Raw genomic sequence first — 21,831 nt, 5'->3', positions numbered from 1 at the left:
TCGCCGGACCGCCCCGTACGGCCCAGGTTATCGCACTTGTCTCAAGCCAGGGTGTAGGCGGTCTTGACGGTTGTGTAGAATTCGGCGGCGTACTTGCCCTGCTCGCGCGGGCCGTAGGACGAGCCCTTGCGGCCGCCGAACGGCACGTGGAAATCGACGCCTGCCGTCGGCAGGTTGACCATCACCATGCCGGCCTCGGAATTGCGCTTGAAGTGCGTGGCATGCTTCAGGCTGGTCGTAGCGATGCCGGCAGAAAGGCCGAACGGCGTATCGTTGGCGATGGCAAGCGCTTCGTCGTAATCCTTCGCCCGGATTACCGAGACCACAGGCCCGAAGATCTCCTCGCGCGAAATGCGCATCTGGTTGGTCGCTTCGGTAAACAAGGTCGGCTGCAGGTAGAAGCCGGGCGTGTCGCGCGAGATCACCTCGCCGCCGAAGGCGAGCTTGGCGCCTTCCGACTTGCCGATCTCGATATAGTCGGTATCGGTCTTCAACTGCCGCTCATCGACGACGGGGCCGATATGGGTGCCGGCCTTCAGCGCGTTGTCGACGACGAGCGTCTTCAGCTTATCGGTGAGTGCTGCGACGAACTTGTCGTGAATGCCTTCGGTGACGATCAGCCGCGACGACGCCGTGCAGCGCTGGCCTGTGGAGAAGAAGCCGGAATTGGCGGCGGCCTCGACGGCGACGTTGAGATCGGCATCGTCAAGCACGACCATCGGGTTCTTGCCCCCCATTTCCAGCTGGAACTTGCGGTTATGCTCGATCGAGGCGGCGGCGACACGCCTGCCGGTGCCGGTGGAACCGGTAAACGTGATGCCGTGAACGTCGGGGCTTTCGAGCATGGCCTGGCCGACGACCGAGCCTTTGCCCATGACGAGGTTCAGCACGCCCTTCGGCAGGCCGGCGCGGTTGAGAATATCGACGATCGCCCAGGAACAGCCAGGCACCAGTTCGGCCGGCTTGAAGACGATGGTGTTGCCGTAGCAGAGCGCCGGCGCGATCTTCCAGGCGGGAATGGCGATCGGGAAGTTCCACGGCGTGATGATGCCGATGACGCCGAGCGCCTCGCGGGTGATCTCGACGCCGATATTCGGGCGAACCGACGGGAGAACCTCACCGGCCAGCCGCAGTGCCTCGCCGGCGAAGAATTCGAATATCTGCGACGCGCGGATCACCTCACCAGTGGCTTCCGGCAGCGTCTTGCCCTCTTCGCGGGCAAGCAGCGCACCGAGTTCATCCTTGCGCGCCATGATCTCGTCGCCTGTCTTCTTCAGGATGACGTGGCGCTCCCAGATGCCGGAGCGCGACCAGGCTGGGAAGGCGGCCTTGGCGGCGGCAATGGCGTTTCTCGTGTCATCAGCGCTGCCGTCGGCATAAAGGCCGACGACTTCATTGGTATCCGACGGGTTGATGTTCTTCGTCGCGTTCGAGCCGACCCATTCGCCGGCGATCAGATTTTGATAAATGGTCATGGGCTTAACAAGCCTCCTTTACCGTTTACGAGCAAAGAGCCGGCCGCTGAATGCGGCCAGGTCTTGAATTCAGAGCTGCCTGACGGCGATCTCTTCCTCGGCGGCCACCTTCAGCGGGTTGCGGAGCGCCAGGCCGAATTCGGCAACTTCGATCTCGAAGATATCGCCCTCTTCAGTCTTGACGCCGTCGGCAAAGGAAAGGGTCGCCGTGCCGAACATATGGACATGCACATCGCCTGGAGCACGGAAGAGGCCATATTTGAAATGGTGATATTCCAGATTGGCAAAGGTGTGCGACATGTTCGCCTCACCAGACAGGAACGGCTTTTCGAAGATCACCTTGTCGCCGCGCTTGATGCGCGAGGTGCCGCGAATATCCTCTGGGGCCGCGCCGATGCGGATCTCCGGGCCGAAGCTGGCCGGGCGCAGCTTCGAATGGGCGAGATAGAGATAGTTGATCCGCTCGGTGACGTGATCGGAAAATTCGTTCGACAGCGCAAAACCGATACGGAAGGGCGAGCCGTCCTTGGCGATCACGTAGATGCCGGCCATCTCCGGTTCCTCGCCGCCGTCGAGCGCGAAGGAAGGCGAGATGAGCGGGGCGCCGGGGGCTGCGGCGCCATGGCCGTTGCCCTTGTAGAACCATTCGGGCTGGACGCCCTTTTCGCCGGCCTTCGGCTTGCCGTTCTCAAGGCCCATCTTGAACATCTTCATCGAGTCCGTGAGGGTTTCCTCGGCGGCTTCGGTGGTCTTCTTGTGCATGGAATCGCGCGTTGCCGCCGAGCCCAAATGCGTCAGGCCGGTGCCGGTCAGATGCAGATGCGCGGCATCTGGATGGGTGATCGGCGGAAGGAAGCGGCCTTCCGCATAGGCCTTTTCAAGATCGACGGCATCGCCGTAGCCATGGGCTTCGATGACCGAGGCAAGAGACTTGCCGCCGTCTGCGGCTTCCATCGCCAGTGCGTAGACGCTGACGGCGTTCTTGACCAACCTTGCAGCGCCGCCCTGCTCACGCACGGCGACGATGATCTCTCCGTTTGCACCCTTGATCTGTGAAATAAGCACGTCTTCGATCCTTCTCGTTTCGGCGAAGACAGGAAAAAGCTCCGCCTGTCCGGCTCCATCAGGAGCCGGAATCCATCATTCATAGGCTGCGAATGCCTGGCTAGCGCGCCTTGAGGCGCTCAGCCCTTGTTCTTGTTGTAAACGTCGAAGAACACTGCGGCGAGAAGCACGAGGCCCTTCACCATCTGCTGGAAGTCAATGCCGAGCCCGACGATCGACATACCGTTATTCATGACGCCCATGATGAACGCGCCGATGACCGCACCGGTGATCTTGCCGACGCCGCCGGACGCCGAGGCGCCGCCGATGAAGCAGGCCGCAATGACGTCGAGTTCGAAACCGACGCCGGCCTTCGGTGTTGCCGAGTTCAGGCGAAGCGCGATGATCATGCCGGCAAGGCCTGCTAGCACGCCCATATTGACGAAGGTGTAGAAGCTCAGCCGCTCGGTATTGATGCCTGAAAGCTTGGTCGCCTTCGAATTGCCGCCCATGGCATAGATGCGACGGCCGATCGTGGTCCGGCGGGTGATGAAGGCGTAGATCGCAATCAGCACCAGCATGACGACGAGAACGTTCGGCAGGCCTTTATAGGTGGAGAGCAGATAGCCGATCCACAGGATCGCGAGCGAAACGACCAGGTTCTGGACGATGAAGAAGCCCATCGGCTCGACATCGATCCCGTGGTCTTCGTTCACCTTGCGGCGGCGCCAGGCGAGGTAGAAGAGGATGACAGGTAGGATCACGGTCAGGATCAGCGAGGTCGACTGCACGGGTGTGCCGGCAATGTCGATCATGCCGCCCGGCAGGAAGCCGGTGCTGATAACCTGGAACTCTTTCGGGAACGGACCGATGTTCTTGCCGTTCAGAACCGTCAGCGTCAGGCCGCGGAAAACAAGCATGCCGGCGAGCGTCACGATGAACGACGGGATACGGTGATAGGCGATGAAATAGCCCTGAGCCGCGCCGATGATGCCGCCCACGATCAGGCAGATCAGGCCGGCAAGCCAGAAGTTCATGCCCCATGACACGGTGAAGATCGCCGCGAGCGCCCCGACGAAGGCGACGATCGAGCCCACCGACAGGTCGATATGGCCGGCGACGATGACGAGCAGCATGCCGAGCGCCATGATGACGATGAAGGAGTTCTGCAGAACAAGGTTCGTCAGGTTGACCGGCTTGAAGAGAATGCCACCGGTATAGAACTGGAAGAACACCATGATCGCGACGAGTGCGATGAGCATGCCGTATTCACGAATATTGCCGCGGATATAATCGGCAACGGAAACGACGTTGCTATGCTCGGTTGTCGGGTTGACCGGAGTCATTGTCTCTTCTCCCCTGAGCGCATGATAGCGCGCATGATAGTTTCCTGGCTTGCTTCTCCCTTCGGCAGTTCCGCGACAATGCGTCCTTCGTTCATCACGTAGATGCGGTCACATGTGCCAAGCAGTTCGGGCATTTCCGACGAGATCATCAGAACGCCCTTTCCATCGGCGGCAAGCTGGTTGATGATAGTATAGATTTCGTACTTTGCGCCAACGTCGATGCCGCGGGTCGGCTCGTCGAGGATCAAAATATCGGGATCGGAAAACAGCCACTTCGACAGCACCACCTTCTGCTGGTTGCCGCCAGAAAGATTGACCGTTTCCTGGAAGACGCCAGAGGAGCGGATGCGCAGCTTCGACCGGTAATCGGTCGCGACCCTCATCTCCTTGATGTCGTCGATGACGCTATTGCTCGAAATCCCATTGAGGTTGGCAAGCGTCGTATTGTGCAGGATGCTATCGCTGAGCACGAGACCGAGTTGCTTGCGGTCCTCAGTGACATAGGCAAGACCGGCGTCGATCGCCTTGCGCACAGTGCTGACATCGACAGCCTTGCCATTGACGAAGACCTCGCCGCTGACTTTATGGCCATAGGATTTGCCGAAAACGCTCATGGCGAATTCGGTGCGGCCGGCACCCATGAGACCGGCGATGCCAACGACCTCGCCCTTGCGGACATTGACGTTGATGTCGTGCAGCACTTGGCGGTCGCGGTGCTGCTGGTGATAGGCGTTCCAGTTCTTCACTTCGAAGATCGTCTCGCCGATCGGCACGGAGCGCGGCGGATAACGGTCGGCCAGATCTCGGCCCACCATGTTCTTGATGATGATGTCTTCGCTGATCTCGTCCGTGTGACAGTCCAGCGTCTTGACGGTCATGCCGTCGCGCAGGACAGTGATCTGGTCGGCGACCTTACGGATCTCGTTCAGCTTGTGGGAAATGATGATCGAAGTGATGCCCTGATTGCGGAACTCGATCAGCAGATTGAGCAGCGCGTCCGAGTCCTTCTCGTTGAGCGAAGCCGTGGGCTCGTCGAGGATGAGCAGCTTGACGCTCTTCGACAGCGCCTTGGCGATCTCGACGAGCTGCTGCTTGCCGACGCCGATGTCGGTGACCAGCGTGTTCGGAGATTCGCGCAGACCCACCTTGGTGAGCAGCTTCTTCGTGCGGTTGAACGTCTCTTCCCAGCTGATGACGCCGTTCTTGGCGTTCTCGTTGCCGAGGAAGATGTTTTCGCCGATCGACAGCAGCGGCACGAGCGCCAGCTCCTGGTGGATGATGACGATGCCGATTTCTTCGGAGTCCTTCAGGACCTTGAAGTTGCGCGTCTCGCCTTCGTAGACGATGTCGCCTTCGTAGCTTCCTGTCGGATAGACGCCCGATAGCACTTTCATCAGGGTCGATTTACCGGCCCCGTTTTCGCCTACCAACGCGTGGATCTCACCCTGGCGAACCTTGAGGTTCACATTCTCCAGCGCCTTGACGCCCGGGAACGTCTTGGTGATGCTCCGCATTTCGAGGATAGTATTGTCCATAGTCAAACTTCCAGCGCCTCCGGCCGTCGAGCGGCCGGGCGATCATAAAATCGAAGACCGGAACCCGCAAGCACGGGTTCCGGTCCCTCTCATTACTTCAGCTTGTCTTCGGTGTAGTAACCGCCGTCGACGAGGATCTGCTTGTAGTTGGTCTTGTCGACAGCAACCGGCTTCAGCAGATAGGACGGAACGATCTTGACGCCGTTATCGTAGGTCTTCGTATCGTTGACCTCGGGCTCCTTGCCGGACATGACGGCATCGACCATGGCAACAGTGACCTTGGCGAGTTCGCGGGTGTCCTTGAAGACCGTCGAGTGCTGTTCGCCAGCAATGATCGACTTGACCGACGGAACTTCGGCGTCCTGACCGGAAACAACCGGGAGCGGCTGGTCCGGAGTGCCGTAGCCAACGCCCTTCAGCGACGAGATGATGCCGATCGACAGACCGTCATAGGGAGACAGGACCGCATCGACCTTGGCGTCGGTGTAGTTGGCCGAGAGCAGGTTGTCCATGCGGGCTTGGGCCGTTGCAGCGTCCCAACGCAGCGTGCCGACCTTGTCCATGCCGGTCTGGCCGGACTTCACGACGAGCTTGCCGCTGTCGATGTAGGGCTGCAGGACGGACATTGCGCCATCATAGAAGAAGAAGGCGTTGTTGTCGTCCGGCGAGCCGCCGAACAGTTCGATGTTGAACGGACCCTTGCCATCCTTGAGGCCGAGGGCGTCAACGATGGAACCAGCCTGCAGAACGCCGACCTGGAAATTGTCGAAGGTGGCGTAGTAGTCGACGTTGGCCGAGTCGCGGATCAGACGGTCATAGGCGATGACCTTGATGTTGGCGTCATGAGCCTTCTGGAGAACGTCGGAAAGCGTCGTCCCGTCGATCGAAGCGATGACGAGAACCTTGGCACCCTTGGTGACCATGTTTTCGATCTGCGAAAGCTGGTTCGGAATATCGTCGTCAGCATACTGCAGGTCGGTCTTGTAGCCGGCGGCCTCGAGCTGCTTGACGATGTTGTTGCCGTCGTCGATCCAGCGAGCCGAAGACTTCGTCGGCATTGCGATGCCCACGAGCCCCTTGTCCTGCGCCATGGCAGGCATAACGAACGAAGCGACGCCGAAGGCGGCCGCAGCCATCAATGAGATAATGGATTTCATTTCTCTCTCCCTTGTTAATAGACGGCGGACGAAAAATCGCCCGCCCCGAAACTGTGGCAGGTTCCGTATTGGATAGTTACTTCAGATGGTGAGAAACGAAGTAGGTCTCCTCCACGATCTCACACGTGTTGAGTGCCAACCAGCACACGGCGGCAAACTGGTATGGATTCCTATAACTGTCAAATAGAATAAGTGGTAATATGCATAACAATTTTGGTATATCGCTAAAAAGTATTACTTTTGATGGAGCGCAGTGAGGAGGCTGCAACCATGACGATTGTTTCCGAGCCGTTTTCGATGGATCACATCGATATCCACAGCGATAATTTCGGCGATGACAGCCTTTTACGTGCAGGACTTAAGCTGAATCACCTGCGCATGATCGTCGCAATCGAAGATAGCGGACAGATTTCCGCCGCAGCCGACGTTCTGAACATTTCGCAGCCCGCCGCATCGCGGATGTTGTCCGAAATGGAATCGATTACCAAGACGTCGCTCTATGAGCGGGTGGCCCGCGGCGTGGTGCTGACAACCTTCGGCGCAGCGCTTGCCCGAAGGGCTCGCAAGATCCTCCTGGAGCTGCGCGAGGCGAGCCGCGAGATCGGTGAATTGAAAAGTGGCAAGGGCGGGTCGGTCTTCATCGGCGCGGTGACGGCGCCGGCCATGAGCCTCGTCGTTCCGGCAATCAACAAGGTGCGCAAGGCCTATCCGGGCATCGAGATCAACATCCAGGTGGAGACGAGCAACGTGCTTGCCCGCGAGCTGCTCGCCGCCCGCCATGACTTCATCATCGGCCGCATTCCCGATGATCTCAATCCGCGCCTGTTCGAGGTGACGGAGATCGGCATCGAGCGGGCTTGCCTGATCGTGCGCAGCAGCCACCCGCTTATGAAGCAGAAGACGAGCAGCCTTTCAGAGGTCAGGGATTACGACTGGGTGTTCCAGCCGCCGGGCACGCTGCTGCGCCGCACGATCGAGGACGTTTTCCTGTCGCGCGGCGTGGCGCTGCCCGAAAACATCGTCAACACCTCCTCGCTGTTGCTCACCTGCGCCATCGTCTGCGAGACCGATGCGATCGCTCCCGTTGCCGTCGACGTCGCCCAGTTCCTGGCCAGCCAGGGCTCGAATGCCTCCGATGTGCGCATGCTGCCGATCGATTTCGACATCAACGTCAAGCCCTACAGCATGATCACGGCGAGGGAACGGGCGCTGCCGCCGAGTGCAAGGCTGCTCTACGACATCATCCTCGAGGAGAGCCGCAAGCAGGCCGGCTGACGACACCCGCAAGCCCTGCGCCATCTTGCCCGCCTTTAATGCACGCGTCGAAAGGGAGCGCATGCTGTTCGGACAGTCGGTATTTCAATCAGTCCTCGAGCGGCTGAAGGCGGAGGGCGAGACGGACGAAGACGCCGGGGCGCCGGCCGTCCATCGCGTCTCCGGCCTCGGCACCGGGCTTGCCTTCGATGTCATGGCCTTCGATGTCATGGAAGATGTCTCGACCGCCTCGCAACGGGTCGGCCAGGCCTATTTCGACAATCTGGATCTTGATGCTGCCGCCGCGATCGCGGAGGCACCGGCGGCTGCGCCTCCACCCGAGCCCGTCATGCCGGACCATCTCGCCCGCATCGCTCCGGAAGAGATTGCTGCGGAACTGGCGATCGCTGCCGCCGATACCCAACAGACGCTGAACGAGAAGCGGCGCGCCTTTGCCAAGGCCAATCATCCTGATGGAGTCCCAGAGCTTTTCCGCGACAATGCCAACAGGCGCATGATGATCGCCAATCTGCTGATCGACGAGGCGATGCGCCGCCTGCCGCACAGCTGAAGCTTTCTCGCGAACGCAGGCAAAGGTTCCGAGGCTTTGGAAGAGCCGCCGTTTCCGACTCGATTCGCGAACTCTATATGGGCTGTTTTTCCCGCGATTCAACAAGTGCCCATGGCACGCAGTTTGATTCTTTCGCGCTCGGGTAGCAGAGAAATGTGCCGCTTTTTGCGACCGGCAATAGCATATTTCGGGACCCCAGTAGACCATGCCTACTCCCTTTTCGGTAGGCCGTAGCTGTTTAGCGAAATTGAATGCGATACAACCTGTTGTAACATAGCGTGGTGCAAATGTTCTCAGGAGACCGCCAACATGTCATCTACGGGAGATCCGAAGCTGCCGCGCAACAATGCGCGCAGACATTTTCTAGGCGTAGCCGCAGCCGCTGGTGCTCGTCTTGCCGGCGTGGCAGCCTTGGCCACGGCAATTTCCACCTCTCCGGCCAACGCGCTGGGGCGGCTTTGGGGACGGGGCGGCTCCGGTGGACACGGAGGCTCTGGCGGGAGCGGTGGCTCAGGTGGAGGTGGTGGTGGTGGCGGCAGCGGGAGCGGCCCAAATTGCTTCCTGCGGGGAACGGCGATCCTCACGGATTGCGGTGAGAAGCCTGTCGAGAATCTCAGCATCGGCGATCGCGTTGCCCTTCCTGACGGCAGCACCCGCCCGGTAAAGTGGGTCGGCCGCCAAAGCTTCAAGAAGAGCGGCGCGCGCTGGCCCAACGACGTCGTGCCGATCCGGGTTTCCCGCCACGCACTGGACGGGCAAACACCCCACTCGGATCTCTATCTGTCGCCTGGCCATGCGCTGTACCTGAACGGCATTCTGATCCAGGTGAAGGACCTCGTGAACGGTAAAACGATTGCATCGGTCACTCCCGCCGCTGACGTATCGATCGAGTACTATGCCGTCATGCTCGATACGCACGAACTTATCCTTGCCGAAGGTGCTGAGGCCGAGTCCTTCCATCTGAAGAACAGCAATCACGAGAACTTCTGCAATTTTCCAGAGTACGAGCGTCTCTATGGCAAGGAACGCATCGTGATGACATCCTTTGCGCCGTTGCTGGGAGGTGGCTGGTCACATTTGAAAGCGCTTCTCCTGCTCGGCGTTTCGCCGCTGGTACCGCTGCACGATCCATTCGGGAATGCCTGCGAAAAGATCGAGGCGCAAGCCAAGGAACTGTCACTCTGACAGGACGGGAATGCGCAGGGATCGTGCTGGCTGCACGTGAAGCCGTGCGTCGGTTTTGCGATCGTATCAAACAAAGACTTCAAGCGTGGCGCGCATCAGAAAGATCGCGGCACGCTTCGACTATTCGGCCTTCTTCTCAAAGGCGCCGGTAAGCTGCCGACACTCCCTGAGAAGGGCCGCGTCCTCACCCGCGCCAATTATCCGACGGTGTTACCCTGCCCTTCCGCGACAATGCGACGAAGCGGATGATGCTCGCCAATATGCTGATCGACGAAGCGCTGCGGCGAATCGCCCGCTGATTATTCCGCCTGCCCGTCCTTGGAAGGCTTTTCAGCGGTCGCCGCAGGCCCTTCTTCTTCTTCGGCGTCAGGCTGCACGACCGGCTCGGTGGCTGGTGGCTGCGGCTTGAAGGTCCAGAACAATATGTAGAAGGAATAGGCGCCCGCCCCGCCCGCGAGCACGCCCCAGAACGGATCGCCGGTGACGAACTCGACCACGGCCCAGCCGAAGCAGACGGCAACGATGGCAACTCGCACCCAGAGGCGCCGGTATGCCGGATGGTTCGGATCGATCAGCTGCATCTTTACCCCGCGGTCGGATATGTCGCACTGCCCTCGGCCTGTGCCGCGCTTGTCTCTAAAGCCTTTCCTGGCCAGATTAAAGTATTCTGTTGGCTCAAACGGTATCGAATGTTCGACAAGCCGGCTCCAGCAGAACGCTTAAATCCGAGCCGGAAATGCTCCGGGTCGAATCTTGCAAATGTGAAAGATCCGAGGCCTTGACGCGACGCAGAGAAGGTGGAATGAAAATTCCAGAAATTTGACAATTCGGTTTATTTGTTCTGAATTCAAGGGAGGTTGGAATGACAGTAAGATTTGGTCTTCTTGGCGCCGGCCGCATCGGCAAGGTTCATGCGAAGGCTGTCAGCGGCGACGCCAATGCAAAGCTCGTCGCGGTCGCCGACGCCTTTCCGCAGGCAGCCGAAGCCATCGCCTCCGCCTATGGCTGCGAGGTCCGCACCATCGAGGCGATCGAGGCAGCCAAGGACATCGACGCCGTCGTCATCTGCACGCCGACGGATACCCATGCCGATCTGATCGAGCGCTTCGCCCGCGCCGGCAAGGCGATCTTCTGCGAAAAGCCGATCGACCTCGACGTCGCCCGCGTCAAGGCCTGCATCAAGGTGGTGGAAGAGACCGGCGCCAAGCTGATGGTCGGCTTCAACCGCCGCTTCGATCCGCATTTCATGGCTGTCCGCAAGGTCATCGACGAAGGCAAGATCGGCGATGTCGAGATGGTGACGATCACCTCGCGCGATCCCGGCGCCCCGCCGGTCGATTATATCAAGCGCTCGGGCGGCATCTTCCGCGACATGACGATCCACGATTTCGACATGGCTCGCTTCCTGCTCGGCGAAGAACCGGTGTCGGTTTTCGCGACCGCCGCCGTGCTCGTCGACAAGGCAATCGGCGAAGCCGGCGACTATGACAGCGTCTCGGTGATCCTGCAGACGAAATCCGGCAAGCAGACCGTCATCTCCAACTCCCGCCGCGCCACCTACGGCTATGACCAGCGCATCGAGGTGCATGGTTCCAAGGGCCTCGTCTCGGCCGAGAACCAGCGGCCGGTCTCCATCGAAGTCGCAAACGGCGAAGGCTACACCCGCCCGCCGCTGCATGACTTCTTCATGACCCGTTACACCGAAGCCTATGCCAACGAGATTGCCGGCTTCATCGCCGCGATCGAGAGGGGCACCAAGATCTCTCCATCGGGCGCCGATGGTCTCGCAGCGCTGGCACTCGCCGATGCCGCGGTCCTGTCCGTCAAGGAAGGCAAGCTCATCAAGATCGGCTGACGGCTCTCTCCCGACCGGAAGCCATGCATGAGATGGCCGGGCGCCCGCCCGGCCATTTCGCGTTTCAGAGATCTTTTGATGAACGGCGTGCCGCGGTCGCCCCCTCTGCCCTGCCGGGCATCTCCCCAGGTGGGGAGATTGGCTGGCTGCACTGGCTTCCCCAAGCGATGGACGTTCCAAGCAGCGTACCGTCAAAGAGGCAGGAAGGCCCAGTCACTTGTTATCTCCCCACCTGTGGGGGAGATGGCCGGCAGGCCAGAGGGGGGCTGGCACGGCAAACCCCTCAAAGTCGCATACTACCGACTGGCCGGTTGCTGCTGCAATCACCACACGTCGTGAAAGAAACCCTCAACCCGATTCCTGAATAGTCGCCGATGCCTGGATTCCCTGAACGCCCGAGAGAACAATATCCTCGTCGATGACCGATAGCGCCCGGTTCAGATGTCCTTCGAAGACGAGGATCTGCTCGTCGGCCACCACCCTAATCTCGGGCATGCCTTCCATGCGCACGATATGCGATTGCCCCAGACCCTCTTCGATCCCTTGCCGGAGAAGGTCGTAATAACGCGTGCCCGGGCCGGTGATGGCGATCGGCATGCGCTCCGTCAGGCTCAGCATGCGCGACAGCCCGTTGCCGAGCGCCAGCCCCGCCTGGCGGAAGGCGAAGGCGGGGACCCGGTGGCCCTGGCGCGCCTTTGCGGCGATCTTGTCCAGTTCCGCCACCGGCACGAACTTTGCCGGGATCGTATCGAGCGGCACCTCGAAGGCGCTGCGCAGGATCGCGTAGAAACCGGCATAGGCCTCGATGCAGCCACGCGTGCCGCAGCGACAGAGCCCGCCATTGGCCATGTGCAGCATGTGCCCGAAATTGGGTGCCGATATCTCCTGCCCTGTCTGGTTCCCGCGCCTGACGATGCCGAGCCCGACGCTGTGGCCGAGCGAAAGGGCGGCGAGCGAACGGAAATCGGCGCCCTTCACCATCTCTTCACGCGCGCCGAGCGCGGCTGCGACCAGCAGCGTCTCGTTGTCGAGGATGACCTTGGCCTGCCAATCCGGCCGGAGTGCCGATTCGAAATCGATCTGGTCGCTGCCGAAGATCGGCGACCAGACGAGAACCGGCTCCGTGGAATTGACCAGCCCCTTGCTGCTGATCGAAATCAGCAGCACCTTTTCTTGGCTGATCTTCGAGCGATCGAGAATGCGCAAAAGCCCGGCCCGCACCGCCGCGACGAAGCGTACGGCGCCTGCCGGATCATGCGAACGTTCCTCGCTGAAGCGGTCGATCAGCTTGCCGGCATAATCGACCAGCGAATATTGCACCGCATCCGAGGAGATGATGACGACGATGAGATAACCGCAATCGCGCCGCTGGCGCAGCAGCACGCGCGGCCGGCCGCGGCCGCTTGCCGGCTGCTGTTCCGATTTTTCGATGATCTGGGCTTTTTCCAGCTCAGTGGTGATCGCCGAAATGGTGGCCGACGAAAGCCGGGTGAAATCGGATATTTCGGTATGCGCGAGCGCACCGTGGCGGCGCAGCACAGACAGCACGAGCACGCTGTTTCGCTGCCGGACCAGCTCCGTGCTCGACTTGGTCAGCATGAATGCCGCCCTCTCCCCTGCTTACTCCGCCCTCGGCTTTCCACTGCATCTCCAGCCGGTGTTTCGCAAGAAAATTAAGCCGGCAGTGCCGTGTTGACAGTTGAAAAAATCTCTGACACTAAATTTCTCGACTGTCGAGAAAAAAATCCAAACCTTTCTCGACAGCTTTTCGCGGTGGCCGGAGGAAGCATGGGCTGGGCCGGTCGCAATCCACTCGGGAGGACATTATGAAGTCTATTTTGAAATTGATGGCCGGTGCTGCCATCCTCGTTTCCGTGCATACCGCTGCCATGGCTGCCGATCTCGTCGTCGGTGTTTCCTGGTCGAATTTCCAGGAAGAGCGCTGGAAGACGGACGAAGCCGCCATCAAGAAGGCTCTCGAAGCCAAGGGTGCCAAATATATTTCCGCTGACGCGCAGTCTTCTGCCGCAAAGCAGCTTACCGACGTCGAATCGTTGATCTCGCAGGGCGCCAACGCGCTGATCATTCTCGCCCAGGACTCCGATGCGATCGGCCCGGCCATCGAAAAGGCCGCCGCTGAAGGTATCCCCGTCGTCGGCTATGACCGCCTGATCGAAAACCCGGCTGCTTTCTACATTACCTTCGATAACAAGGAAGTCGGCCGCCTGCAGGCTGAAGGCGTTTTCAAGGCCAAGCCGGAAGGCAACTACGTTTTCATCAAGGGCTCGTCTTCCGATCCGAACGCAGATTTCCTGTTTTCGGGCCAGCAGGAAGTCCTGAAGGCCGCCATCGATGCCGGCAAGATCAAGAATGTTGGCGAGGCCTATACCGACGGCTGGCTGCCGGAGAACGCTCAGCGCAACATGGAGCAGTTCCTGACCGCCAACAACAACAAGGTTGACGCCGTTGTTGCTTCGAACGACGGCACCGCCGGTGGCGCCATCGCTGCTCTCGACGCACAGGGCCTCGCCGGCTCCGTTCCGGTTTCCGGCCAGGACGGTGACAAGGCAGCGCTCAACCGCATCGCTCTCGGCACGCAGACGGTTTCCGTCTGGAAGGACAGCCGCGAACTCGGCCAACGCGCCGCTGAAATCGCTCTCGACCTCGCCGGCGGCAAGGACATGAGCAAGATCGACGGCGCCCAGGCTTTCAAGGGCGGCCCCAAGGGCGTCGAAATGCAGTCGGTCTTCCTGAAGCCGCTTGCGATCACCAAGGAAAACCTGAACGTCGTCATCGACGCTGGCTGGATTTCCAAGGCTGAAGCCTGCCAGGGCGTGAAGGCTGACACCGTCGCTGCCTGCAAGTAAGCAAGCTCTGCACTGAAATTGCCGGCGCCGCAGCGGAACACCGTTGCGGCGCCGGATGCGGATGAGAATTCGATCGACGAAGTTTCTCCGCCTCGCCGCACCATCGCGGGTTTTCATTCCCTGCCGGAAGGGTGTCGCAACGCCACGCGACCGGCTTCCGGAAGCATCGCGATGGTGAGTTGAAGTACAGACGCATGACGCCGATGGCAGCCTCTAGCACGACGGCGCATCCGTCCAAACAAAGTGGGGGAACGGCAAACCCATGGCCGAAATGGTAAAATCCACAACATCAAGCGGACCGCGAGCGGCGGAAGCCAATCTGGTGACCCGCTTCTTCCGCGCCACCGAGATCGACACGCGTCTGCTCGGCATGATCGGCGCGCTGATCATCATCTGGATCGGTTTCCACATCATCACCGGCGGCCTCTTCCTGACCCCGCGCAATCTCTGGAACCTCTCGGTCCAGACGACCGACATCGCCGTCATGACGACGGGCATGGTGCTGATCATCGTCACCCGCAACATCGACCTGTCGGTCGGTTCCGTGCTCGGCCTCTGCGGCATGATCATGGGCGTGACGCAGGCCAAGATCCTGCCGGAATATATCGGCTTCGACAGCCCCTTCACCTGGGCGATCACGCTGCTGGTCGGATTGGCGGCAGGCTGCCTGATCGGCGCCTTCCAGGGCATCATCATCGCCTTCCTCAACGTTCCCTCCTTCATCGTCACGCTCGGCGGCCTGCTCGTCTGGCGCGGCGCCACCTGGCTCGTCACCAGCGGCCAGACGGTTGCCCCGATGGACCAGACCTTCCGCATCATGGGCGGTGGTGCTGAGGGCTCGATCGGCGCCACCTGGAGCTGGATCGTCGGCATTGCAGCCTGTCTCTTCGTCATCGTCAGCATCATCGGCTCGCGCAGCCAGCGCCGCCGCTTCGGCTTTCCGCGCCGGCCGATGTGGGCGGAATATTTCCTCGCCATCCTCAGCTGCGTCCTCATCCTCGGCGCGGTCTGGATCGCCAACAGCTATTACTGGCCGATCAACATCGCCAAGAAATATGCCGAGACCAACAATATTCCCTGGCCCGAAACCGGCCTGGATATCCCCTACGGCATCGCCGTGCCGGTGCTGATCGCGATCGTCGTCGGCATCATCATGACCTTCATCGCGACAAGGCTGCGCTTCGGCCGCTACGTCTTCGCGATTGGCGGCAACCCCGAAGCGGCCGAGCTCGCCGGCATCAAGACCCGCTGGGTCACCGTGCGCATTTTCGCGCTGATGGGCATTCTCGCAGCCATCGCGGCGGCGATCTCCACCGCCCGCCTCAACGCCGCAACGAACTCGCAGGGTACGCTCGACGAGCTCTACACCATCGCCGCCGCCGTCATCGGCGGAACGTCGCTGGCAGGCGGCACCGGCACCATCGCCGGCGCCATGCTCGGCGCGCTCGTCATGCAGTCGTTGCAATCGGGCATGGTGCTGGCGCATGTCGACACGCCGCTGCAGAGCGTCGTCGTCGGCACCGTCCTCGTCGTAGCGGTTTGGCTCGACACCGTCTATCGCTCCCGTGCCAAGTGAGAGGAGCCCAAAACATGGCTGATCAACGCACTCCCCTCGTGGAACTGAAAAACATCTCGATCTCCTTCGGCGGCATTCACGCCGTGGACAACGCCTCTGTGGATCTCTACCCCGGCGAAGTCGTGGCATTGCTCGGCCATAACGGCGCCGGCAAGTCGACGCTCATCAAGATCCTCTCCGGCGCCTACAAGCGCGATGGCGGCGAGATCCTGATCAACGGCGAGCCTGCCGACATCCGCAATCCGCGCGATGCCAAGAAATACGGCATCGAGACGATCTACCAGACGCTCGCCGTCGCCGACAATGTCGACGCCGCCGCCAACCTCTATCTCGGCCGCGAGCTGAAGACCCGCTGGGGTACGCTCGACGACGTCGCGATGGAAGCCTCGGCCCGCGAGGTGATGGGGCGGCTTAACCCCAACTTCAAGCGCTTCAAGGAGCCAGTGAAGGCGCTTTCGGGCGGCCAGCGGCAATCGGTGGCGATCGCGCGTGCGATCCTCTTCAACGCCCGCATCCTGATCATGGACGAGCCGACGGCGGCCCTCGGCCCCCAGGAGACGGCGCAGGTCGGCGAACTGATCAAGCAGCTGAAGAAGGAAGGCATCGGCATCTTCCTCATTAGCCACGACATCCACGACGTCTTCGACCTCGCCGACCGCGTCTCGGTGATGAAGAACGGCCAGGTCGTCGGCCACGCCCGCACCGAGGACGTGACCAAGGACGAAGTCCTCGGCATGATCATCCTCGGCAAGGTGCCGCCAAAGGCGATCCCCGGCCCCGGCGCCATGCAGATCTGACCGCCGCCAGACGATCCGACTCGCCAACCACGCTCCGCCGCCCGCAAGGCCGGCGGAGTTTTCATGCAACGTTCCTCGGGTCTGACGGATAAAAACACCCGCCAAACCGCAAGCACCCGTATTTCTGAGAATTTCGCGATTGAAGCCAGCCGCAAGCTAGGCTAAGAACCACCCATCGGACAGGCGATTCAGACCGCCTTAGGCATGCACCCGTAGCTCAGCTGGATAGAGTGTTGGATTCCGATTCCAAAGGTCACAGGTTCGAATCCTGTCGGGTGCGCCACTTCCCCTTTGGTCCGTGCTGGACACATAGGTTACGGTTTATTCCTGAGACATAGGTAACACTTTTGAGCCGAAAGGGTTCGGCAGTGGTTCCAGTCTGCATGTCTCGTCATCGAAGTATCCCAGGTCGTAATCCATGAAGCTTGCGAGCCATATGTGGTCTTCGACCTGTTTGATTCCAACGGACTGCCCGGTGACCGTCAATGGATATCAGTAGCGCTTGTCGGCGAGCATGAACTCGCTCTTGTAATCGGCGCACCACAGGTCGTTGGGTTGGCGAGGTTGGGAGAGTGGCGTTCCGACAGCTCTGTTGCGCCGTCGCTTGCGGTGCTGGACCAGCCCGTTGCGGTCGAGCACCGCATGCGGTCGCTCCCCTCGCCCTTGTCCCGCTGTCGCCAATCCTATCGCTTTTCGGCCGATCGCAGCACCCCTACAAGGATTCGACCATCGGTGAAGTACGGATCCCCACCGCCGTTCCGACCATCTCTTGTCGCACCGACGCCTGCGCGCTCGTAGGTCATGGAGATCTGCCCGGCGGCCTTGAGGTCGCCGATCACCAGTTCGCGCTCGGCGTCAAGATCGGGCCTGATATGGTGGGTGATCTGCCCGGTGTCGTGGCTGACGCCGACGCCGCGGTCGAAGCTCGCGGAGCCCAGCCACAGCGGCTGGCCGTCGGCGCCGACGGTCGCCGTTTGCCAGAGGCGTATGTGGTGGCGCTCGTCAGCGCTACGCCCGACAGACTTTTCGAAAGCCAGATCCTGCTTCCGGCCGTCGAAGAACAGCGGGCTGACGGGTGCATCGAGATCCGGACGATCAAGCGCCACGCTCAGGCCGATTTCAACCGAGGAGAGCAACGTTATCCTGTCGGCGGGATCCCAGCCCGAGGCGGCGAAGGCCTTGATCACCTGCTGCTTCGGGCCGACGACGCCGACGTTGATCGGGTCGCCCGGAATGTCGTCGCCGGTCGTGGTGACCATCCGGCTGAGATCGGCAACAGTGCTCCGGTCGCGGAAGATCCAAAGCTCCGGCATGACCAGGTAGCAGACGAGCAGATAGGCCACGAAGACGGCGGCAAGAACGCCCACAGCCGACTTCCATCTGCCTCGACTGCTTCTCCCCTGTTCCATTGCAACGTGCCGCTCCCGACTTCAGTAACAGGGCGGATACGGATAGTAGCCGCACGGGGGGTGATAGTAGTATGGCGCGGAGGCCGCCGCAGCACCGATGGCCGCGCCCGTCGCGACCGCGGCGCCGTAGCGGGCCGCCGGGTGCGCATACCAGCCGCCATGAAAGCCGACCGCACCCACGCCGACCACGCCGACGCGCCCCATTCCGGCGCGCGCCACGAACATGTCGATGAAAAGCGAAGCCGGGCCATTGACCTTTGCGAGTTCGCCCTCGAGAACCTGGACGTCAAAGGTCAGCGTGCCGCCATCCAGCTTTGGCTTGGTCAGGACCACGACCGCGTCTTCGACAGCGGTGCCATCACTGCTCATGACGGAGATCGTCGCGTTCGGCGGGTCGACCGCGAAGCTATCCTTGCCCTCGTCCCATTCCTTGATGAACTCGGTCGTGAGAACATGTCCGGCCGATCGTACCGGACGGTCGGCGAACACGATGGAGTTCGGGGTGACGCCCGTCATCGTCAGCTTGCCATCGACCAGCGTCGCCCCGCCGGAATTGAGGACGGCGAGCGACGGCACCATCTTCGTGGCCGTGGTCGCTCCAATGGTCTTGGCGGCGGGGGCCGTGATCGCGTCTTCGGCCTGCGCCGCTCCCGCGAACGACACGAGGCAGGCTACGGCGAGAGTGCCAATCCGTATATGGCGTTTCATGGAGAAATCTCCTTTTTGCTACTTCACGAGACCAAGGTTCACGAGCTGGACGCGACGATTATCGGCGGCCTGCGGGTTCGACGGATCCACGAGCCACTCCTCGCCGACGCCGATCGCGAACAGACGGTCCGGGGCGATGGCGAAGGTCGTCGACAACGCCTCCGTGATTGCGTTCGCCCGCTTCTGGCTGAGGTCCAGATTGTGCTTGGCGTCACCCGTCGAGCTCGTGTGTCCGACGACAAGGAACTTGTAGCGCCGCAGGTTCGGATGATGCAGGGCGTCGGCGATCATGCCGACGGTGCGATAGGATTTAGGTTCGATGGCAATGGAGTCGTTCTCGAAGTCGATCTCGACGATGAGCTGCGACAGCTTCGAAAGTTTCTGCCAGTCGGGAAGCGCGGCGACGCCCTTGCCTGCACTCGCCGCCGCTTCTTCCATAAGCAACGCGAGGTCAATGGCCGGAGCCCCGCCCTGCAATCTGCCGAGCGTGCGCACCACCTGCGGGCCGCTCAGTTCCTGTGCGAACGGATGGCCGGGTGCCAGCAGCAGTCCGGCGGCAAGCATCGTTGCAAGTCGAAAGCCCTTCATGATCCTGTATCCCTTCAACATCGTTTCACCGCCAGCCGGCGTCGATGATGGCCTGGCCGCACTGGCCTTCGTTCACGCGCGTCGCCTTGTTCAGGCAGGAAAGAATGTTTCCCTCGCCCACTACGCCGCTGCAGAACTGCGCGACATAGTGCTTGCACATCGCGGTGAACGACGATTGGGCGGCAAGGCGCTGCTCGATCGAGGCGGTGACGCTCGCCAGTGTCGAGGTGCAAGTCGGCGAGACTTTTGCGGCATGGGCCTCGAGACAGTTCTGGATGCGGCCGCTTCCGAGGTTCAGGCCCTTGCAGAACTTCTTGATGTCGGATCCGCAGTCGTTGGCGAGCGTGCTCACCGCGTCGGCGAAGCTGATGGTATCGGCACGGGCCGCCCCGGTGAGCGCCAGGAACGCGACCAGCGCCCCTCCTAACAGTCTGGTTCTCGTCGACATGCTACCCCCATCGTGAACGATTGATCGTCGGAGAAACTCTCCGCACGCATTTGGTGCGCTTTCGGGGGTGAGAAGGGAAGTATGTTACGGTTACACGGACCGTAGGAGACGGCGTTCAACGCGTCGCCGCAGCGATGGATGTGGAACGGCTACGGCCTTTACGACATGATCGGCAACGTCTGGGAGTGGATGAGCGACTACTGGTCGATGCGTCATCCGGAACCGGCGAAGCACTCCTGCTGCATCCCTAGCAATTCGCGCGGCGGCGGTGTCGAAGCGAGCTACGACCCTAGCCAGCCTGCGATCCGCATCGCTAGGCGAGTGCTGAAGGGCGGATCGCATCTCTGCGCACCGAACTACTGCCGGCGCTATCGACCCGCTGTGCGCCATGCGGAAGGCGAGGACACCTCCACCAGCAATGTCGGCTTTCGCTTGTCGGCAAGCATGAACTCGCCTTTGTAATCAGCGCACCATAAGTCGTTGGGTTGGCGAGGTTGGGAGAGTGGCGTTCCCTGTGCCCTGTTGCGCCGTCGCTTGCGGTGCTGAACCAGCCCGTTGCGGTCGAGCACCGCATGCACGGTCGAGATCGCCGGCGTTTGCACGTCCGGGTAAAGCCGCGCCTGTCGTTCTCTGATCTTCGGTGCGCCCCAGTTCGGCTTCTCCTGCTTGGCACGCACAATCAGCTTCTCGTTTTGGAAAGGAAGCTGATTGGCGTGCCGGTAGGGACGCCGCGAGCGATCCGTCAGTCCTTCCATCCCGCAGGCATTATAGCGGCTGATGATCTTGTGGCCGGTCTTGCGCGAGATGCCGAACTCGCGGCACAGCACCGCTATCTTCTCGCCATCAAGAACCCGCGCAACGAATTTGAGACGCTCGTCCATACGGTTGCACTCCTGCCAAGGCACCTTCGCTCCCCTCGCAAAGGCAAAAGTGTAACCCATGTCTCCGGTATGAACTGTCACCCTTCTCTCGGGAAAGACACACTGTGGCTGCGATATCTACACCGTAAGATCAGAACCCGGTGGTAGCCGGGTCGCCAAGTTCGCTATCGCCCCCAATTTCGTTTTTCTTCTTCAACCATGCGTCGCGCTCATCGTGATATTTAATCGCCCTCTCGCCCTTCGCCGTTAGGCGCCATTTTATTTTGCGGAAAAGTTTGATGAAGCCATTTTCGCTCAACGTCTTGAGCGCCTGCTTGTCGAGCTTCTCCACTATACCGTTTGCTATCCGCCGGAGTGTCACGACCGCTCGGTCGGATAGCCTTTCAGGGCCGTACCAATCATAGCCATGCTCTTGTCGATATTTCCATGAGTCGTATTCTGCGCGCCGATAGGCTTCGAACTGGCCAATCATGCCATTGTTGAGATCTGAATCGCGGCGATCTGCGATCGTGCATTTAAGCTGTTCAATGACGGCATGCTTCATGCCACACTTGGCTGCCAACTTACCATTAGTACCGTCATGAGCCCATCGTTCAGGGTCTTCGGAAAAAATGACAGCTCGATGCGAGGCTTGGCGGATCGATCCTGTTCAAGGCGCGATCGAATTTGCGCGAGGTCTAAGGTTTGCCAATTGGAGAGTTGCGCAAAGGCCTTGCCTGGGTGGTCGCTTAGCCAGTCGATCAGGTCGGAAAGAACAGTCTCCCTGTTTGGCGGCCTGGAACGGCTCTCGATGTCATCGATATTCAGACCGAGGCGTCCGAGTTCCATTAGCATATGGGAAACGTACTCACCGACGGATCTAGCGGTTATCCCGTCGTACCAGCTAATCGGGCGGAACAGTTTTATTCGAGGCGGCAGCTTGGATTGAGAAGCACGCTTTGAACCCCTGTGACCTAGTATTTTGGCCATCGCCTCGTCCCAAATACCCTTTCGTTCAAGAATATCCATTTGGATCATTGGCGCAACCACGAATTGTTTACGCAGCGCCAAGAGATTGGGTTACCGGAAATCCGCCTAGGGCCGATGTGGAATACAAGGCGAGCTTCAACATCCGAAGCTGACCTCAGAAATGCGT

20 protein-coding genes, 1 tRNA gene and 3 pseudogenes are annotated in these 21,831 nt (G+C 60.6%); 9 read left to right on the top strand and 15 right to left on the bottom strand.

The annotated features are described in order from the left end of the window. Positions 1–41: 41 nt before the first annotated feature. The 5 genes from HFO71_RS01010 to chvE form a co-directional block, all read right to left on the bottom strand. Positions 42–1,475: an aldehyde dehydrogenase family protein gene (locus HFO71_RS01010; protein WP_131639671.1), complete on the bottom strand. Its 1,434-nt coding sequence runs from the start codon at positions 1,473–1,475 to the stop codon at positions 42–44. Positions 1,476–1,544: 69 nt separating this feature from the next. Beyond that, entirely contained in the window at positions 1,545–2,540 is a 996-nt protein-coding gene (araD1, locus tag HFO71_RS01005) for an AraD1 family protein (RefSeq protein ID WP_077978999.1), read from the bottom strand. Positions 2,541–2,659: 119 nt separating this feature from the next. Continuing rightward, on the bottom strand, positions 2,660–3,865 hold the full coding sequence (gene mmsB, locus HFO71_RS01000) for a multiple monosaccharide ABC transporter permease (protein ID WP_020051226.1): 1,206 nt from the start codon (positions 3,863–3,865) through the stop codon (positions 2,660–2,662). Next, positions 3,862–5,400 (bottom strand): multiple monosaccharide ABC transporter ATP-binding protein, encoded by a 1,539-nt coding sequence (gene mmsA / locus HFO71_RS00995; RefSeq protein WP_029872334.1) that lies wholly within the window; start codon positions 5,398–5,400, stop codon positions 3,862–3,864. Before mmsA ends, mmsB begins: the two co-directional genes overlap by 4 nt. 92 nt (positions 5,401–5,492) lie before the next feature. Beyond that, on the bottom strand, positions 5,493–6,557 hold the full coding sequence (gene chvE, locus HFO71_RS00990) for a multiple monosaccharide ABC transporter substrate-binding protein (RefSeq protein ID WP_020051228.1): 1,065 nt from the start codon (positions 6,555–6,557) through the stop codon (positions 5,493–5,495). A gap of 270 nt (positions 6,558–6,827) precedes the next feature. Here chvE and HFO71_RS00985 point away from each other — a divergent pair, with 270 nt between their 5' ends. The 3 genes from HFO71_RS00985 (at position 6,828) to HFO71_RS00975 (ending at position 9,567) form a co-directional block, all read left to right on the top strand. After that, entirely contained in the window at positions 6,828–7,832 is a 1,005-nt protein-coding gene (locus HFO71_RS00985; protein ID WP_077979002.1) for a LysR family transcriptional regulator, read from the top strand. Positions 7,833–7,893: 61 nt separating this feature from the next. Next, entirely contained in the window at positions 7,894–8,382 is a 489-nt protein-coding gene (locus HFO71_RS00980; RefSeq protein ID WP_131639673.1) for a hypothetical protein, read from the top strand. A gap of 309 nt (positions 8,383–8,691) precedes the next feature. After that, positions 8,692–9,567, top strand: coding sequence for a Hint domain-containing protein (locus HFO71_RS00975; protein ID WP_131639674.1), 876 nt, complete (start codon positions 8,692–8,694; stop codon positions 9,565–9,567). A gap of 299 nt (positions 9,568–9,866) precedes the next feature. On the opposite strand, the gene HFO71_RS00970 is transcribed toward HFO71_RS00975, so the two are convergent. Then, entirely contained in the window at positions 9,867–10,148 is a 282-nt protein-coding gene (locus tag HFO71_RS00970) for a hypothetical protein (protein WP_065280928.1), read from the bottom strand. Between the two features lie 281 nt (positions 10,149–10,429). On the opposite strand from HFO71_RS00970, the gene iolG reads away from it, so the two are divergent. Further along, positions 10,430–11,422 (top strand): inositol 2-dehydrogenase, encoded by a 993-nt coding sequence (gene iolG / locus HFO71_RS00965; RefSeq protein WP_077979006.1) that lies wholly within the window; start codon positions 10,430–10,432, stop codon positions 11,420–11,422. Between the two features lie 348 nt (positions 11,423–11,770). Here iolG and HFO71_RS00960 read toward each other — a convergent pair whose 3' ends face one another. Beyond that, complete coding sequence (locus HFO71_RS00960; protein WP_131639675.1) at positions 11,771–13,021, bottom strand: ROK family transcriptional regulator; 1,251 nt, start codon at positions 13,019–13,021, stop codon at positions 11,771–11,773. A 227-nt stretch (positions 13,022–13,248) separates the two neighbouring features. On the opposite strand from HFO71_RS00960, the gene xylF reads away from it, so the two are divergent. The 4 genes from xylF (at position 13,249) to HFO71_RS00940 (ending at position 16,945) form a co-directional block, all read left to right on the top strand. Then, positions 13,249–14,289: a D-xylose ABC transporter substrate-binding protein gene (xylF, locus tag HFO71_RS00955; protein ID WP_077979008.1), complete on the top strand. Its 1,041-nt coding sequence runs from the start codon at positions 13,249–13,251 to the stop codon at positions 14,287–14,289. A gap of 262 nt (positions 14,290–14,551) precedes the next feature. Then, positions 14,552–15,865: a sugar ABC transporter permease gene (locus HFO71_RS00950; RefSeq protein ID WP_077979009.1), complete on the top strand. Its 1,314-nt coding sequence runs from the start codon at positions 14,552–14,554 to the stop codon at positions 15,863–15,865. A gap of 14 nt (positions 15,866–15,879) precedes the next feature. After that, positions 15,880–16,662 (top strand): ATP-binding cassette domain-containing protein, encoded by a 783-nt coding sequence (locus tag HFO71_RS00945; RefSeq protein ID WP_003542059.1) that lies wholly within the window; start codon positions 15,880–15,882, stop codon positions 16,660–16,662. 206 nt (positions 16,663–16,868) lie between these two features. Further along, positions 16,869–16,945, top strand: a tRNA-Arg gene (locus HFO71_RS00940). A gap of 38 nt (positions 16,946–16,983) precedes the next feature. Here HFO71_RS00940 and HFO71_RS36375 read toward each other — a convergent pair. The 5 genes and pseudogenes from HFO71_RS36375 to HFO71_RS00915 form a co-directional block, all read right to left on the bottom strand. Then, positions 16,984–17,307 (bottom strand): annotated as a pseudogene (locus HFO71_RS36375) (hypothetical protein); the annotation flags it as partial. A 38-nt stretch (positions 17,308–17,345) separates the two neighbouring features. Next, a complete protein-coding gene (locus HFO71_RS00930) occupies positions 17,346–18,071 on the bottom strand; it encodes an LssY C-terminal domain-containing protein (protein WP_077979011.1) in 726 nt (241 codons plus the stop codon). 21 nt (positions 18,072–18,092) lie between these two features. Then, positions 18,093–18,779 (bottom strand): hypothetical protein, encoded by a 687-nt coding sequence (locus HFO71_RS00925; RefSeq protein ID WP_131639676.1) that lies wholly within the window; start codon positions 18,777–18,779, stop codon positions 18,093–18,095. 18 nt (positions 18,780–18,797) lie between these two features. Further along, positions 18,798–19,367, bottom strand: a complete 570-nt coding sequence (locus HFO71_RS00920) for an OmpA family protein (protein WP_077979261.1) — start codon at positions 19,365–19,367, stop codon at positions 18,798–18,800. A 25-nt stretch (positions 19,368–19,392) separates the two neighbouring features. Then, positions 19,393–19,815: a cysteine rich repeat-containing protein gene (locus tag HFO71_RS00915; protein WP_077979013.1), complete on the bottom strand. Its 423-nt coding sequence runs from the start codon at positions 19,813–19,815 to the stop codon at positions 19,393–19,395. Between the two features lie 144 nt (positions 19,816–19,959). Here HFO71_RS00915 and HFO71_RS00910 point away from each other — a divergent pair. Continuing rightward, positions 19,960–20,277 (top strand): annotated as a pseudogene (locus HFO71_RS00910) (formylglycine-generating enzyme family protein); the annotation flags it as partial. Here the strand turns inward: HFO71_RS00910 and HFO71_RS00905 are convergent. The 3 genes and pseudogenes from HFO71_RS00905 to HFO71_RS00895 all read right to left on the bottom strand — a co-directional run. Continuing rightward, a pseudogene (locus HFO71_RS00905) lies at positions 20,244–20,720 on the bottom strand (helix-turn-helix domain-containing protein); the annotation flags it as partial. The pseudogenes HFO71_RS00910 and HFO71_RS00905 overlap by 34 nt on opposite strands. A gap of 106 nt (positions 20,721–20,826) precedes the next feature. Beyond that, on the bottom strand, positions 20,827–21,240 hold the full coding sequence (locus HFO71_RS00900) for a hypothetical protein (protein WP_131639678.1): 414 nt from the start codon (positions 21,238–21,240) through the stop codon (positions 20,827–20,829). Continuing rightward, positions 21,237–21,746 carry a hypothetical protein gene (locus HFO71_RS00895; RefSeq protein ID WP_131639679.1) on the bottom strand — a complete coding sequence of 170 codons (510 nt, stop codon included), beginning with the start codon at positions 21,744–21,746 and terminating at the stop codon, positions 21,237–21,239. The genes HFO71_RS00900 and HFO71_RS00895 overlap by 4 nt, the downstream gene beginning before the upstream one ends. Between the last annotated feature and the right edge of the window lie 85 nt (positions 21,747–21,831).

Source organism: Rhizobium laguerreae (assembly GCF_019778565.1).
Taxonomy (GTDB): Bacteria; Pseudomonadota; Alphaproteobacteria; order Rhizobiales; family Rhizobiaceae; genus Rhizobium; species Rhizobium laguerreae.
Note: the sequence above shows the minus strand (reverse complement) of the source record. Positions and strands in the feature narration are given on the sequence as shown.

What these genes read in the sequence shown, in the direction of transcription:
- HFO71_RS01010 (WP_131639671.1), bottom strand. Translation starts at nt 1,475, where the DNA reads ATGACCATTTATCAAAATCTGATCGCCGGCGAATGGGTCGGCTCGAAC.
- mmsB (WP_020051226.1), bottom strand. Translation starts at nt 3,865, where the DNA reads ATGACTCCGGTCAACCCGACAACCGAGCATAGCAACGTCGTTTCCGTT.
- mmsA (WP_029872334.1), bottom strand. Translation starts at nt 5,400, where the DNA reads ATGGACAATACTATCCTCGAAATGCGGAGCATCACCAAGACGTTCCCG.
- chvE (WP_020051228.1), bottom strand. Translation starts at nt 6,557, where the DNA reads ATGAAATCCATTATCTCATTGATGGCTGCGGCCGCCTTCGGCGTCGCT.
- HFO71_RS00985 (WP_077979002.1), top strand. Translation starts at nt 6,828, where the DNA reads ATGACGATTGTTTCCGAGCCGTTTTCGATGGATCACATCGATATCCAC.
- HFO71_RS00980 (WP_131639673.1), top strand. Translation starts at nt 7,894, where the DNA reads ATGCTGTTCGGACAGTCGGTATTTCAATCAGTCCTCGAGCGGCTGAAG.
- HFO71_RS00975 (WP_131639674.1), top strand. Translation starts at nt 8,692, where the DNA reads ATGTCATCTACGGGAGATCCGAAGCTGCCGCGCAACAATGCGCGCAGA.
- HFO71_RS00970 (WP_065280928.1), bottom strand. Translation starts at nt 10,148, where the DNA reads ATGCAGCTGATCGATCCGAACCATCCGGCATACCGGCGCCTCTGGGTG.
- iolG (WP_077979006.1), top strand. Translation starts at nt 10,430, where the DNA reads ATGACAGTAAGATTTGGTCTTCTTGGCGCCGGCCGCATCGGCAAGGTT.
- HFO71_RS00960 (WP_131639675.1), bottom strand. Translation starts at nt 13,021, where the DNA reads ATGCTGACCAAGTCGAGCACGGAGCTGGTCCGGCAGCGAAACAGCGTG.
- xylF (WP_077979008.1), top strand. Translation starts at nt 13,249, where the DNA reads ATGAAGTCTATTTTGAAATTGATGGCCGGTGCTGCCATCCTCGTTTCC.
- HFO71_RS00950 (WP_077979009.1), top strand. Translation starts at nt 14,552, where the DNA reads ATGGCCGAAATGGTAAAATCCACAACATCAAGCGGACCGCGAGCGGCG.
- HFO71_RS00945 (WP_003542059.1), top strand. Translation starts at nt 15,880, where the DNA reads ATGGCTGATCAACGCACTCCCCTCGTGGAACTGAAAAACATCTCGATC.
- HFO71_RS00930 (WP_077979011.1), bottom strand. Translation starts at nt 18,071, where the DNA reads ATGGAACAGGGGAGAAGCAGTCGAGGCAGATGGAAGTCGGCTGTGGGC.
- HFO71_RS00925 (WP_131639676.1), bottom strand. Translation starts at nt 18,779, where the DNA reads ATGAAACGCCATATACGGATTGGCACTCTCGCCGTAGCCTGCCTCGTG.
- HFO71_RS00920 (WP_077979261.1), bottom strand. Translation starts at nt 19,367, where the DNA reads ATGAAGGGCTTTCGACTTGCAACGATGCTTGCCGCCGGACTGCTGCTG.
- HFO71_RS00915 (WP_077979013.1), bottom strand. Translation starts at nt 19,815, where the DNA reads ATGTCGACGAGAACCAGACTGTTAGGAGGGGCGCTGGTCGCGTTCCTG.
- HFO71_RS00900 (WP_131639678.1), bottom strand. Translation starts at nt 21,240, where the DNA reads ATGAAGCATGCCGTCATTGAACAGCTTAAATGCACGATCGCAGATCGC.